At 48.1% G+C, this 13,811-nt stretch carries 17 protein-coding genes; all 17 read left to right on the plus strand.

Features of this window, described 5'->3' with window-relative positions:
* Positions 1-1,289 (plus strand): ATP-dependent helicase ComFA (locus PGL01S_RS26375; protein WP_127497983.1); only part of this gene is annotated, 1,289 nt, incomplete at its 5' end.
* Between the two features lie 124 nt (positions 1,290-1,413).
* The gene (locus PGL01S_RS26380; protein WP_127497985.1) at positions 1,414-2,304 is read left to right on the plus strand and encodes a ComFC family protein; all 891 of its coding nucleotides are present in this window, start codon (positions 1,414-1,416) and stop codon (positions 2,302-2,304) included.
* A 99-nt stretch (positions 2,305-2,403) separates the two neighbouring features.
* Positions 2,404-2,820: a TIGR03826 family flagellar region protein gene (locus PGL01S_RS26385; RefSeq protein WP_244935760.1), complete on the plus strand. Its 417-nt coding sequence runs from the start codon at positions 2,404-2,406 to the stop codon at positions 2,818-2,820.
* A gap of 105 nt (positions 2,821-2,925) precedes the next feature.
* Complete coding sequence (gene flgM / locus PGL01S_RS26390) at positions 2,926-3,192, plus strand: flagellar biosynthesis anti-sigma factor FlgM (RefSeq protein ID WP_116393603.1); 267 nt, start codon at positions 2,926-2,928, stop codon at positions 3,190-3,192.
* 7 nt (positions 3,193-3,199) lie between these two features.
* On the plus strand, positions 3,200-3,703 hold the full coding sequence (locus tag PGL01S_RS26395; protein ID WP_127497989.1) for a flagellar protein FlgN: 504 nt from the start codon (positions 3,200-3,202) through the stop codon (positions 3,701-3,703).
* Positions 3,704-3,721: 18 nt separating this feature from the next.
* Positions 3,722-5,278, plus strand: a complete 1,557-nt coding sequence (gene flgK, locus PGL01S_RS26400; protein ID WP_127497991.1) for a flagellar hook-associated protein FlgK — start codon at positions 3,722-3,724, stop codon at positions 5,276-5,278.
* A gap of 30 nt (positions 5,279-5,308) precedes the next feature.
* Positions 5,309-6,268, plus strand: coding sequence for a flagellar hook-associated protein FlgL (gene flgL / locus PGL01S_RS26405; protein ID WP_127497993.1), 960 nt, complete (start codon positions 5,309-5,311; stop codon positions 6,266-6,268).
* A gap of 9 nt (positions 6,269-6,277) precedes the next feature.
* Entirely contained in the window at positions 6,278-6,847 is a 570-nt protein-coding gene (locus PGL01S_RS26410) for a DUF6470 family protein (protein ID WP_127497995.1), read from the plus strand.
* A gap of 113 nt (positions 6,848-6,960) precedes the next feature.
* On the plus strand, positions 6,961-7,341 hold the full coding sequence (gene fliW / locus PGL01S_RS26415) for a flagellar assembly protein FliW (protein ID WP_127497997.1): 381 nt from the start codon (positions 6,961-6,963) through the stop codon (positions 7,339-7,341).
* An 11-nt stretch (positions 7,342-7,352) separates the two neighbouring features.
* Positions 7,353-7,592: a carbon storage regulator CsrA gene (csrA, locus tag PGL01S_RS26420; RefSeq protein WP_015847302.1), complete on the plus strand. Its 240-nt coding sequence runs from the start codon at positions 7,353-7,355 to the stop codon at positions 7,590-7,592.
* A gap of 158 nt (positions 7,593-7,750) precedes the next feature.
* Positions 7,751-9,535, plus strand: coding sequence for a flagellin N-terminal helical domain-containing protein (locus PGL01S_RS26425; RefSeq protein WP_127497999.1), 1,785 nt, complete (start codon positions 7,751-7,753; stop codon positions 9,533-9,535).
* 143 nt (positions 9,536-9,678) lie between these two features.
* Positions 9,679-10,104, plus strand: coding sequence for a flagellar protein FlaG (locus PGL01S_RS31315; protein ID WP_244935759.1), 426 nt, complete (start codon positions 9,679-9,681; stop codon positions 10,102-10,104).
* 18 nt (positions 10,105-10,122) lie between these two features.
* A complete protein-coding gene (gene fliD, locus PGL01S_RS26435; RefSeq protein WP_127498001.1) occupies positions 10,123-11,904 on the plus strand; it encodes a flagellar filament capping protein FliD in 1,782 nt (593 codons plus the stop codon).
* A 6-nt stretch (positions 11,905-11,910) separates the two neighbouring features.
* Complete coding sequence (gene fliS / locus PGL01S_RS26440; RefSeq protein WP_116393595.1) at positions 11,911-12,336, plus strand: flagellar export chaperone FliS; 426 nt, start codon at positions 11,911-11,913, stop codon at positions 12,334-12,336.
* On the plus strand, positions 12,296-12,634 hold the full coding sequence (locus PGL01S_RS26445; protein WP_127498003.1) for a hypothetical protein: 339 nt from the start codon (positions 12,296-12,298) through the stop codon (positions 12,632-12,634). Before fliS ends, PGL01S_RS26445 begins: the two co-directional genes overlap by 41 nt.
* Before the next feature lie 141 nt (positions 12,635-12,775).
* On the plus strand, positions 12,776-12,973 hold the full coding sequence (locus PGL01S_RS26450) for a cold-shock protein (RefSeq protein ID WP_015847290.1): 198 nt from the start codon (positions 12,776-12,778) through the stop codon (positions 12,971-12,973).
* Positions 12,974-13,234: 261 nt separating this feature from the next.
* Entirely contained in the window at positions 13,235-13,783 is a 549-nt protein-coding gene (gene hpf / locus PGL01S_RS26455; protein WP_116393593.1) for a ribosome hibernation-promoting factor, HPF/YfiA family, read from the plus strand.
* The last annotated feature ends 28 nt before the right edge of the window (positions 13,784-13,811 follow it).

The raw sequence follows: 13,811 nt of genomic DNA on the forward strand, positions 1-13,811 counted from the left end.
AAGCGCACATGCACCGCACGCCTTGCGCAGCGTGCGGGCGCATGTGCGCCTATTGCTCGGCATGCCTCACCATGGGGCGCAGCCGCGAATGCGAGCTGCTGGTGCTTGGCATGCCGGCGCCTCTATTAGAGGCCGACGGCTCCATCCCGGCCGACCTGCACAAGTGGCAGCTAAGCCCCGCGCAAGCGGCCGCCACGGAATCAGCGCTTCAGTTCATCGAAGCGCCAACTTTGCCCTACCAGCCGCATCAGAACAAGGAGTTCCTCCTCTGGGCCGTCACGGGGGCCGGCAAGACGGAGATGATATTCCCGCTGGTCGAGTCGGTCCTCTCACGCGGCGGGCGGGCGCTGATCGCCACTCCGCGCCGCGATGTTGTCATTGAGCTGGATCCCCGCATCCGCAGGGCGTTTCCGCAGGCACGGGTCGTTACTTTATACGGAGGCAGCGAGCAGCGCTGGGAAGCGGGAGACATTACGCTGGCAACTACGCATCAATTGATGCGGTTCCATCAAGCTTTTGATCTCGTCATTATCGACGAGCTTGATGCGTTTCCCTACCACGGCGATCCGATTTTGCATTACGCGGCGGATAAAAGCCGTGCGCCGCATGCTCCCAAGCTGCTGCTTTCGGCGACGCCACCCACCGAGCTGCAGCGGCGGGTGAAATCCGGCCAATTGCCCCATGCCAGAGTGCCTGTCCGCTACCATCGCCATCCGCTGCCCGTTCCGGTCCTGCTTCGCACGCCGTCCGTCGCTAAGCTCCTTCAGACGAGAAAAATACCGAGAGCGCTGCTCGCAGCCCTTAGTCATTCCCTAAACCGCGGCGCTCAGCTCTTTATATTCGTCCAGCGGATCTCGCAGGTTGAGCCGATGGCCAAGCTGCTGAGCGTTCTGCTTAAGCAATCCGCGGTCGAAGGGACCTCGTCCCAGGATCCGGACCGGGCTGACAAAGTAAGCCGATTCCGCAAAAGCGAAATTCGAGTATTGGTCACCACAACCATCCTGGAGCGGGGAGTAACCATTCCGCGAAGCGATGTATATATTCTAGACGCAGACGGGCGGTTGTTTGACGAGGCCTCGCTGGTTCAGATGGCGGGGAGGGCCGGTCGTTCGGGAGATGATCCGAATGGATTTGTCTATTTTTGCGGCAGGGAGCGAACGGGCGCTCAAGCTGCAGCCGTCAGCCAAATTCGCGGAATGAACCGGATTGCCCGCAAACGGGGATACCTGCTCCCGGAGGAGCAGGCTAATTCATGGCGGTGGAGCAAATTATTCAAGCGTTCCAACTAACCTTCTTTTGACCGTCAAGCAGAAGCGCTTATTTTCTCCTCATAGCTCGTTGCCTTACGCCTATCCACTAGCTGCACTTTCATCAAATTGCTAAAACAACACCGGCAAAGGAGACCACTCATGCATGCGCCAATTCATCAAGCAACTATTTCAACGTTCTACCTCCGAGCTGCGTCACTCTTTTCATTTTCTGAATCCCAGTTCGGGAGAATGCCCTTTTTGCGGAAAAGGGTTAAAGCAGAATCCGCCAAGCCTGTCATCACCTCATTCCGATAGCAGGAAAACGTATCTCTCGTATCTCCCGCCTGCTTTTGCCCGTTCCGTCTGCTCCTCTTGCCTTGCGGCCATCCCCTGGCTTACTCCAATCAAATGCCGCGTTTGCGGCAGGGGGATCACTTGCCCCGACTGCATCCGCCGGACGGACGCCATGTTTATCGCGAACCGAAGCGCCGTCCAGTACAGCAGCGAGATGAGAGAGTGGCTGGCTCAATATAAATACCGCGGCAATGAGAGGCTGGAGCCGCTGCTCGCCCAAATGATGTTCCCGGCATTTATAGCCGTCACGAAGGAAGCGGAAAAACAAAGCTTTTTAACTCAACTCTCCCCAATCCCGATCTGGGATGCCGTTACTTTCGTGCCGGTCAGCTCGGAGCGGGCAGAGGAGCGGGGGTTTAACCAAGCCGAGCGATTCGCTTCTATTTTGGCCAATCAGCATCAGCTCCCATTGTATGATCTGCTCGTCCGGGAACGGCATACCGGGAAACAAAGCTTCAAGACCCGCCTGGAGCGAATGAAGGATACACAGCGTTTGTTCCATGCCAACCCGCATGCGATGGCGCTTTTACAGAACGATGTCCTAAGTTCCCCTATGAACGCTCAATCGCGGTCTATACGAATTCTTCTCGTTGACGACATCTACACAACCGGCAGTACGATTGGTGCCTGCGCTGCAGCGCTGCATCAGCATTCGGAGGTCCCGCTCGACATTTATTCGCTTACGTGGGCCAGATCCTAGCAGCAGAAAGACCTTTTGCAAGATTACTAGTGAAAAAACTCCCAATATCCGTTAAAATAACCGTAACAACCTTTTGATTGCTGGAATGGGGAATCGATGATGAATGTAGAAAACTGCCCTCGGTGCGGTAAGATTTTCGCGAAAAACTTCCGTGATGTCTGCCCTGCATGTATCCGTGAAATTGATAAAGAATACGAATTGTGCTCCACGTACTTGCGTGAACAAAAAGGTGCGGTCATAACGGAACTGCACGAAGCGACCGGCGTTTCGATTAAACAAATTACGAAGTTTATCAAAGAGGGCCGGATTTCGCTTCTGAACGCCCCTAATTTGATGTATCCTTGCGAAGTTTGTGGTACGCTCATCCGTGAAAATAACATTTGCACCAATTGCCGCGCGCGTCTGCTCAAGGACACTCAGCACATGCACGAGGATGAGGCAAGGAATGCCGCGCTTCGGGCGGAAGAGAGAGTTTCGTACAAAGGTATCGATAAATATAAAAACAGGCAAAATTAATGTTAGTCCCATAACTTGGCCTATTCATTTTCCAACTAGCTGAACCGATAATACTGTTAAAGGTTATCGGTTTTTTCTATTGTGGAACCAAAGAGGTGATTATTCATGAAGATAAATGAAACGAATCGGATCGGCGCATACAACCCCTACCAGAAGCAAATGGAACAGCGGATAGATGGTGCAAATAAGAAGAAACAGAAGGATATCGTAGAGATCTCCGCGGAGGCAAAGGAAATGCTCTCTACCAGTCAAACGAATAGTCCTGAACGGCAGAAGCGTCTTGAGGAATTGAAGCAATCCATTTCGGCGGGAACTTACAAGGTAGATGCCGGCAAAATCGCAGACAAGCTGCTTCCATACCTGAAGGGATGATCCTTAAATGAACGAACATATCAGGCAGATTTTAATCACCCTGCAGGAGCTGCTGGATGCGCATCGTGAGCTTATCGGGCATGCCAACGAGAAGACGGAAGCCATCCGCTCGGAAAACGTGGAAGCGGTATCCCTTATTACGAGCCGCGAGAAAAAAAGCGTGCAGCGTATCGTTGACCTGGAACAGACCCGTCTGCTTCAGGTTGGACGGTTTACGGTTGAACAAGGCCTTCGCAATATGCGCTCCCTGAAGATGGAGAAGCTGATTCAGATGGTCTACCATGCAGAGCAGAAGCTGGAGCTTCAGCAGATGTGGCGGGAGCTGTCCGCCGCGATCAAGGAGCTTCAGGATGTCAATACGTTTAATCAGCAGTTGATCCGGATGAACCTGGACTATCTGCAATTTACGCAGGACCTGCTGCTTGGTGCCCCTGAGGACGAGGTTACCTATCACCGCGCCGTACAAGGAATGAATGTGCAGCGTGCTAGTCGCTATAATCTCAAGACTTAAGAGAGAGGACAAGATACGATGACATCAACATTTCATGGTCTGGAGACCGCGAAGCGGAGTATTTTCACGACGCAGACGGCGCTGAACACGACGGGTCACAATATATCCAATGCGAATACGGCCGGCTATTCCCGTCAGCGGGTTAATTTTTCGGCTACTCGTCCAATTGAAGCTTACGGTCTTACGCATTCTACAGCAGCTGGCCAACTGGGAACCGGTGTAGAAGCGGCTTCCATAACGCGGGTAAGAGACAAGTTCCTCGACAGCCAGTTTTACAGCGAGTATAAATGGCTCGGGAATTATACAGTTCAGTCAGATACGCTCGAGAAACTGGAGACCATCGTGAATGAACCGAGCGATACCGGCCTACAGACCGTGATCTCGAACTTCTGGAATAGCTGGTCGGACCTCAGCAAGACGCCTGAGAGCGCGGATGGCCGCGCCGTACTGGTTGAACAGACGAAAGCGATGATGGACGCTTTTAACTATACATACAAACAGCTTAACGATTTGAAATCCGACTTGACGGAAAACGCTCAAATCAACCTCGACAACCTTAAGTCGGTTTCTAGCACCATTGCCAACCTGAACGGACAAATTCAGCGTATTGAAGGCATTGGCGATGACGCTAACGATTTGAGGGACCAGCGTGACAAGCTTGTGGACGAGTTGTCCGGTCTGGCGAATATTAAGGTGTCTGATTTATCTGACGGTTACACGATCACAATGGGCAATGTCACTTTGGTTGCTGGTAAATCCGCGGCAGGGTCGCAGGGATTAACGCTGGACGATATGACGGCGGCAATCGAGAATGGCGATCTGAATAACGGAGCCATCTACGGCACGATGCAGTCGCGCGATAAATATGTTCAAGGCTATGTTGACCAGCTGAACCAAATGGCCAATACCATTGCCAATGGAGATATTGAAGTAACGATTCCTAAAGGCTCGGTCCTTCCTGAAGGTACCGTACTTAACGGAGTTACGTATGCAGGAGCAAACCGTACGCTTACGGAAGACCTGAAAGTAACGGTTCAAGGTCTTAACGGCTTGCATCAGCTCGGCTATACGATGAACGGGGAACAAGGCGAGCCGCTGTTCACCGACGCGGATGGCAATACCGATAATTTAACCGCGGAAAATATTCAGCTCAATCCAAAGATCGCAGCAGACCCTACTCTACTTGCAACCTCTATGAAAGTGACCTTCAACGCCGATGGCACGGAGACGGTTGTATCGGGTAACAACTCGATGGCCGTTCTGATGTCGCAGGCCCGGGACACGAAGTTTGCGTTTGATGCTACGGACAAAAATACGATTAACGGATTCTTCCGCGCCGTAGTTGGCCAATTAGGCGTGCAGTCCAAGGAAATGCAACGGCTGCAAACGAATCAGCAAACGATCGTAGATCAGGTGGATTCCCGCCGTATGTCGGTCAGCGGGGTCTCCCTTGACGAAGAAATGTCCGATCTCGTGAAGTTCCAGCACGCCTATAACGCATCCGCGCGCGTGATGACCGTTATTGACGAGACGCTGGACCGCATTATTAACAGCATGGGCCGCGTCGGCCTGTAATCGACTAGATAAAGCCGGAGGTGCAGCCACATGGCATTACGCGTAACGCAAAGAATGATGTCTTCCCAAATGCTTGGCAACATAACGAACAATCTTAACAGTATGAATAAGCTGCAAAACCAGCTCGCTACAGGTAAAGCGATTAATAAGCCTTCCGATGACCCAATCGGGATTACTTTCGCTTTGCGTTATCGCGGCGAGATTTCTTCAAATGATCAGTACACATCCAATGCAGATGCCGCACTATCGTCCCTGGAATATATGGATACAACGATTGGACAGGCTACGGACATTGTTCAACGTTTCCGTGAGTTAATCGTAAAAGGTGCAAATGGTGCTTTGGAACAAACCAGCATGACTGCCATTCAAACAGAGGTATCTCAACTGTATAACCAAATGGTGGAGATTGGTAATGGACAATTCAACGGGAAACAAATGTTTAACGGCGAGCAGACAGGCATTAAACCTTATTCTACCCTTGGACTAGCCCAGCAGTCTGATCCATCAGCAGATCCTCCGGTATTGAAAGCCTTCAGCAACCAGACCGACACCGGAAGCATTCAATACGAGTTGTCTCCGGGAATGACTATGGATGTAAATATTACAGGCAATGATGTGTTTGGTGCTCCGGTTACGGATGAATCCGATACGACAAGCGATAACTTGTTCCAGCTTATGCACCGTGCTTACGATATGCTGGGATCTGGTGATCAAGAAGGTTTGACGAGTCTGCTTGGCCAGATTGATACGCGAATGAACACGATGCTGACGGCAAGAGCTCAGATTGGAGCACGTGTTAATCGTGTGGAAATCGTACAAGGAAGGCTTTCTGGCGTGGACATTAATCTCCAGCAGATGCAGCAAAAGGTGGAGGACGTGGATATGGCCGCTGCTATTACAAACATGACCACATTGGAAAACGTATATCAAGCCTCCTTGTCTGCAGGAGCTAAGATCATTCAACCGAGTCTTGTTGATTTCCTAAGATAGGGTGGTTAAATGGCTATTGGACAAATTCAAATTCACCAGCAGCCTGCCCTTATTGGGATTCAAGTAAGGCCGGCAGAGCAACATATTGAGCAGCCACAGGCTACGATCGACATGCGTCAGATTCAGGCGAAGTTGTCTATTGAACAACCTATGGGTGTACTGGAAGTTAACCAGGAGCGGGCATGGGATGCGCTTGGACTAGCAAATAATCTGGAAGTATCCAGCAGAATCTACTCACAGGCTAAAGAGATTGCGCTGCAAGGTATTTCGCGTCGCATGGAAGAGGGGCGGCAACTAGCAGATATTGCGCATGTGAAGAGTAACCCTGTAGCAAGTCTGTCTAAAGACTGGCGGATCGAAGGACCACCGATGCCTGTTACAGGGCAGGCTTCAGTGGATAACGTGGATGTATCCTTTACGCCGGGCAAGGTACAGATATCGGTTGAGCAGGGCGGTGTCGAATTAAACGTCACGCCTAATCGCCCCATTCATGAATATACGCCGGGGAAAGCGGAAATTTACATGAGGCAGTACGCCTCCGTGCAGATAACTCCGCCAAGCATCGACACCGTTTTATAGGATTTTACATTGCTCATAGAATTAGGTTTAATAACTATAGGCCTCTTATGCGTATCTTTATACGGGGCCTGTAGTTTTCTTTTTTATATATTGGAGACGAAGAGGGGATTCGATTGACTACATACCAGTTCGATAACGGAATACCGGGCTTTGAACATCTGCGGCAATTTGTGTTGTCCGAGGTTGAAGGAGAATTGCCGGTCAGGCTGATGCAATCCGTGGAGGACGAGAATATCGCGTTTCTTATTGCCAGTCCCTTTTTCTTTTATAACGATTACGAATGGGATTTGCCGGACTCTGTTGTGCAAGAGCTGAAGCTGGATGACGAGAAGGATGTTGAGGTCTGGTCCGTTGTGACTCTCAATAAAGATCCGAATAAATCCACGATAAATTTGCTGGCGCCGATTGTATTAAACAAGACGACGAAACGCGGCAAGCAGCATATCATTCACGATCATGCTTATAGCTCAAGAGCGCCTTTATATCAAGCCTAAGGAGGAGTGTTATGCTCGTATTATCTCGTAAGACGGATGAATCGATTATGATTGGCGGCAATATTGAGATTGTCGTGCTTGGAGTCGAGGGCGAGACGGTAAAGCTGGGTATTCGCGCGCCAAAGGATATTGAAATATTTCGCAAGGAACTGTACATGAACATTCAAGCTTCTAACCGGGAAGCGGCAAGCAGTCTGCTTGCTATTAACGATGTTGTTCAGCTGTTAAAACAAAATCGCTCAGACAAATAAAAAAGAACAAATAAAAATAGAAAATTTTGTTTTTCCTCTATAAAAAATCCCGAATGCTGTCGATATAAATAATAAGCGCGGGGGAGGGGCGGCCGACCCTTTCACCGTAAGCTTCCGCAAGGATGCGGAACTAACAGACATTCAGGGAGGAAATAACAATGCGTATTAATCACAATATTGCAGCTCTTAACACTCTGAGCCAGCTGAACAACGCTTCTAGCGCTCAAAGTAAATCGATGGAAAAACTGTCTTCCGGTCTTCGTATCAACCGTGCAGGTGACGATGCAGCTGGTCTGGCAATTTCCGAAAAAATGCGTGGCCAAATCCGCGGTCTGGACATGGCTGCTAAAAACTCGCAAGACGGTATTTCCCTTATCCAAACAGCTGAGGGCGCACTGAGCGAAACTCACAGCATTCTGCAACGTATGCGCGAGCTGGCTAACCAATCCGCAAACGGTACAAACACAGATGCTGACCGTGGTGCATTGCAAGACGAAATGAACCAATTGACTTCCGAAATCAACCGTATCGGCAATACAACTGAGTTCAATACTCAAAAATTGCTTCAAGGTGATGGAAAAGCTAACCTGGCTAAAACAGGCCTTGCTGCAACAACATCTACTGCTGGTGCAACTACTTACAATCAAGCTTCGCAATCGACAACCCTGGGAGCATTAGTAGCTGCTACCGATACTGGGAAATCCGCAACGTTTACATTGAATGGCCAACAAATTAAAGTGAACTTTGTACAAGATACATCAATTACAAATAACTCTGCTTCGGTAGATACTACCAATGCGACTGCAAATGAAATTACAATTAAGCTTAATGGTACTGTTACTGCAGCTAATAGCGGAACTGCATTGAGCTCTGCTTTAAATGCTGTTATCGGGAAAAATAGTGAATTAGCAGGTAATTTCTCCGCATCTGATGCAGCAGGTGTACTTACAGTAGCTGCAACTTCGACAGGAAATGCAAAAGGTGATGCAGGTAAAATTGCTGCTATTAGTTTCTCGGCTGCATTAACTAACGCCCCTACAGCCGGTGGACTTGCTGCGGTTGGTACAACTGTTAATACTCAAGAAGTTCAAACAATTGACTTCGCATCTTTAAATGGTGCAGGTGTTGGTGCAGCTGATACTACAACGGATGCAGCTCTTAAAGCTCTTGTAGGTAAAGGCATGACTATCGCTGGACAACAAATCGAATTCTACAACGCTAACGATGGCGAATATAAAGGCAGTGCAATTGGCGTTAACATCAGCACTGCTTTAGCAAATGCTGAAGCAGCTGACGGCGACAAAGTTAAAGAACTTGTTAAAAACATTGCAGCTCAAATCGGCTCGAAAGTTCCTGGCGTTACAATTGCTCAAGACGCAACAACTGCAACTAAACTGAACATCACTGATGCTACTTATGTAGGTGCAGACGGCAAAGGTAAAATTGCAATCACTGACGGTGGAGTACAAAAAGATTTCGCTACTTCCTTCCAAATTGGAGCTAACACTGGCCAATCCATGAGCCTTGAAATCTCCGATATGCGTTCCAATGCCCTGGGCATCACTGGTAAAGCTGGAGATGCAGGCTTCACAAAAGCTAACTCCGTTACTAACGGTACAGATGACGTTAAGAACGAAGCTGCACTGAATATCTCCACTAAAGAAGATGCTGCAAAATCTATCGCGATTCTTGACAAAGCAACTGCTTCCGTATCCAGCGAACGTTCCAAACTGGGTGCTGTTCAAAACCGTCTGGAGCACACGATCAACAACCTGGGTACAGCTTCCGAGAACCTGACTGCTGCTGAATCCCGTATCCGTGACGTTGATATGGCGAAAGAAATGATGGAGCAAACGAAGAACTCGATCCTTGCACAAGCTGCTCAAGCTATGCTTGCTCAAGCGAACCAACAGCCGCAAGGCGTACTTCAACTTCTCCGTTAATTTTTAACCATAACGGAATTAAGAGAGACCTTAGGCGACTAAGGTCTCTTTTTTATAGGGCTTACTTGCAAAATACCTATAATAATCGCTTTTTCATATGCCGATATAATAGGTAACCTCAATCTGGCAGGAGGAAAATTCGGATGAGTTCAAATTTCTCTATCTCAGGATCGAATTTTCCATCGGAACGAATTTCAGCATCTGAAGCACCAAAGAGTATTCCAAGCAAAGAAGATTATGCGGAAACTTCGGTACAGATGGAAGCAGCTGCTCAAGGGGCGCCCACCTATAACAGCTTTGAAGATGTTAAGATGGCGGAGTTGCGCGGTGAAAAGATAAGCATCGGTGAGCAGCAGTTATTCAAAAATATTGAGCAGGCTGTTAAGGCTATGCGCGGAAGGCCAACGGAACTGCAATTCGATGTACACAAAAAAACCCATCTTGTCGCAGTAAAGGTGAAGGATAAAGAAACGGGCGAAGTGTTAAGAGAAATCCCGCCGGAGAAATCGCTGGACTTTATCGCAAAGCTATGGGAAATGGCAGGCTTAATTGTTGACGAGAAACGGTAACGATCAGGAGGGATAAGAGTGAGTACTTTACGTGTAACCGGATTAGCATCGGGTATGGATTATGAAAGCATGATTAAACAGATCATGGATGCCCAGCGCGTCCCACTAGACAAGCTCAACCAGAAGAAGCAGATTAACCAGTGGAAGCAGGACGATTATCGGGCGATCAATAACAAGATTCTGGATTTTAAAAATGCTGCATTCGATATGAAGCTGCAATCCGCTTATTTGACGAAAACTGCTTCTTCCTCAAATACAAATGTCGCTACGGTAACAGGAACGGCGACAGCGATTGAAGGTTCATACACCTTGCAAGTTGAACAACTGGCCAAATCAGCTACGCTTAAGAGCGGAACTTTAACGGGCGCAACCATTGGTAAGGATACAACGATTACCGTCAATGGCGTTAATGTTGAAGTTAAGAGCGCAGATACCTATCAGGATCTGGCCAATAAGATCAATGCGGAGTCCGTAAAAACAGGGGTAAAGGTTGCTTACGATTCTACTTTAAAAACAATGTTCTTCTCCTCTACCAAAACAGGTGCGGCTGCGGACATTGATCTAAGAGGCGCGGATGTAACCTCCATCTTAGGCGTATCCACCAACGGTACGGCAACAACGACAACGGGAAATGTTAAGTTGGCTGCAGATACTTCGTTGGCCTCTTTAGCTGGCAAATCCATCTCTCTAACAATTGATGGTCAAGCCGCACCATTCAAGTTCGACATTACTTCCACCACAACGGTTGGAGATCTGATGACCAAGATGAATGACTCGTTAAAGAATACGGGCGTCTCCGTATCTTTGAACTCGGATGGCAACCTGGTTGTTGATAACCCGGTTAAAAGCAAAGCGATTGATTTCACTACAGGTTCGGATACAACAGTTTTGGATGCTTTAGGCTTAACGGGAGCAACAAACAAGGATACGGCATCCGTTTATCAAACGGGCCAAAACGCTAAAGTGAAGTTTAACGGCGTAGAAGGCGAATACGACTCAAACACTTTCACAATCGCCGGCCTGAGCATTACGGCGAAGTCGGAAGGGTCTGACGTAACAAACATTGGTGTTACACAGGACGTTGATTCTGTTTTTAACAAAATCAAATCCTTCGTAGATAAGTATAATGATCTGATCAGCTCGATCAACTCGGAATTATCTGAAGAGAAGTATCGCGATTATTCTCCGCTGACCGACGCTCAGAAGAAAGAAATGACCGATGATCAGATTAAGCAATGGGAAGACAAAGCAAAAAGTGGTATGCTGGCTAATGATTCCGTTCTTACATCAAGCCTGTATTCGATGAGACAAGCTTTTTCTTCTTCTATTAGCGGTATGGCGTCCGGGCAATTAAAGAACTTATCCGATATTGGTATTTCAAGCTCATTAATTAGTGGGACGGCTGTTAGCGGCAGCTACATGGACAAAGGTAAGTTGTACATTGACGAGACGAAGTTAAAACAAATGATTGCAGAGAAACCGGATGAAGTCATGGCTTTGTTCACCGCAGACGATAAAGATAGTAAATCTACTGCCGGAGACGGTGTCGCAACAAGGCTGTACAATCAAACAAGCGCCATATTTAGCCAGATTGTTGATAAAGCTGGGACAAGCACTTCCGTTAAGAATACATTTGTCCTTGGTAAAGAATCACTTGACCTGGATAAGCAGATTTCAGCTTTATCCACCAAGTTGGCTGATATGGAAGACAGGTACTACAACCAATTTACCGCAATGGAAAAATACATCAGTCAGATGAACGCTCGCAGTAGTAGCTTAGCATCATTGTTAGGAGGCTAATAACCTATGCAATACCAACCGCGCAATCCATACATGCAGACATCGGTTCAGACGGCTAATCCGGCTGCTTTGCTTATCATGCTTTATGACGGGGCGATTCGTTTCTGCCGTCAGGGCATTGAAGCTCTCAAAGAGCGGCGGAATGCGGATGCGCATACGAGTCTCATGAAGACGCAGGAAATCATTAGCGAGTTCATTATTACCCTGGACCGTTCGAATCCGGTATCGGAAAGCTTGCTGCTGCTTTACGATTATTTCAACCACCGGTTAATCGAAGCCAATACCCGGAAGGATGCCGCACCGGCCGAAGAGGTGCTTGGGCACCTGATCGACCTGAAGGCAACGTGGGTGGAAGCGGCCAAGCAAGTCAATCAAATGGCGGGACAAGCTAATGGAAGCTCTTTTACAGCGACTCATTCTACTGTCGTCTAATTTGGTTGAGCGGTTGGACAGCGCCGATCTGGAACAGTTCGACGAGTACATGCGGCAGCGAGAAGAACTGTTCCTGGAGCTGGAGCAGCTGGTTGTCCCGGCGGAGCAAATGGCCGTGCTCCGGCTGGAAGCCGACCGGTTAATTTCCATCGAGTCCGTGATCGTGGCGAGGATGGTTACGCTTCGTGACGAAGCGAGGCAGCAATGGGACAAAATCCAGCAGGGACGCCGTTCCCAGGCTAGATACGACTCTGCTTACGGCGGCGGAGACAGCCTTTTTTTTGACGCCAGAAGGTAGAAAATGGGGCTGTCTAAAAAAAATGTATTCGCTTACAAGGAAATATTGACAATAGTGTGTCAATGGTGGTATATTCGACTTGTGGGCCATAACATAACTAAGACGCCTCACAGTATTTGAAGATGAAGGGACTGTTTATGTATGCAAGGTAAAGTTAAATGGTTTAACGCAGAGAAAGGTTATGGATTTATCGAGACTGAACAAGGCGGCGACGTATTCGTTCATTTCTCCGCAATCCAAGCTGAAGGCTTCAAAACGCTCGAAGAAGGCCAAGCGGTTGAATTCGACATCGTAGAAGGCGCTCGCGGTCCACAAGCTGCAAACGTAGTCAAACTGTAATCATCTAGGCTGACTCATTCAGCCACATTATATGGTTCGATTGACAAGTGCCTATTCTAAGCTCCGGGAAACCGGGGCTTTTCATTTTTTGTAGCCCCTTTTTAACTGTCATGATCCATAGCTTATCCACATATTAATGAAGAAACAGATTCAGGCCGATCCTTCGAATATATTATCTGAAAATTCATAATAAATAAAAAACTATTTTGAAATAGGCTACAGCCTATGTTATAATAAGAATACGTAAAGGAGGAATGCCCCATGAAATACATCATTCGAGGTCATCGTATTCAAGTGACAGAAGCTTTACGAGAGTATGCTGTGAAGAAGATCAGTCGATTGGAAAAGTATTTTGAAGCTCCTGCCTCCGAAACAACCGTCACGTTGTCTGTTACCAAAGGCAAACACGCGGTGGAAGTAACCATCCCGCTGGTCGGCGTCATGCTGAGGGCGGAAGACAAGAGCGAGGATATGTACTCCTCCATTGATGTTGTGGTGGACAAACTGGAACGTCAAATTCGCAAACATAAGACTAAGATGAACCGTAAGTTCAGGCAAGAAAGTGGCGTCAAGGCTCTGTTCAAGGAAGGCATCAGCCAGACAGCCGTATCCGTTATGGATGAGGAAGACGAACTTGAGCTCGTCCGGACGAAGCGCTTTATGCTGAAGCCGATGGACGTTGAAGAAGCCATTTTACAAATGAACATGGTTGGACATAACTTCTTTGTATTCTCCAATATCGATAATAAGGAAGTGAACGTTGTTTATAAACGAAGCGACGGGAAATACGGCCTGATCGAGCAAGTATAAATCTGAACCCAGCCATTATTTCACCATT

The sequence above is a fragment of the Paenibacillus glycanilyticus NBRC 16618 genome, from assembly GCF_004000805.1.
Classification (GTDB): domain Bacteria; phylum Bacillota; class Bacilli; order Paenibacillales; family Paenibacillaceae; genus Pristimantibacillus; species Pristimantibacillus glycanilyticus.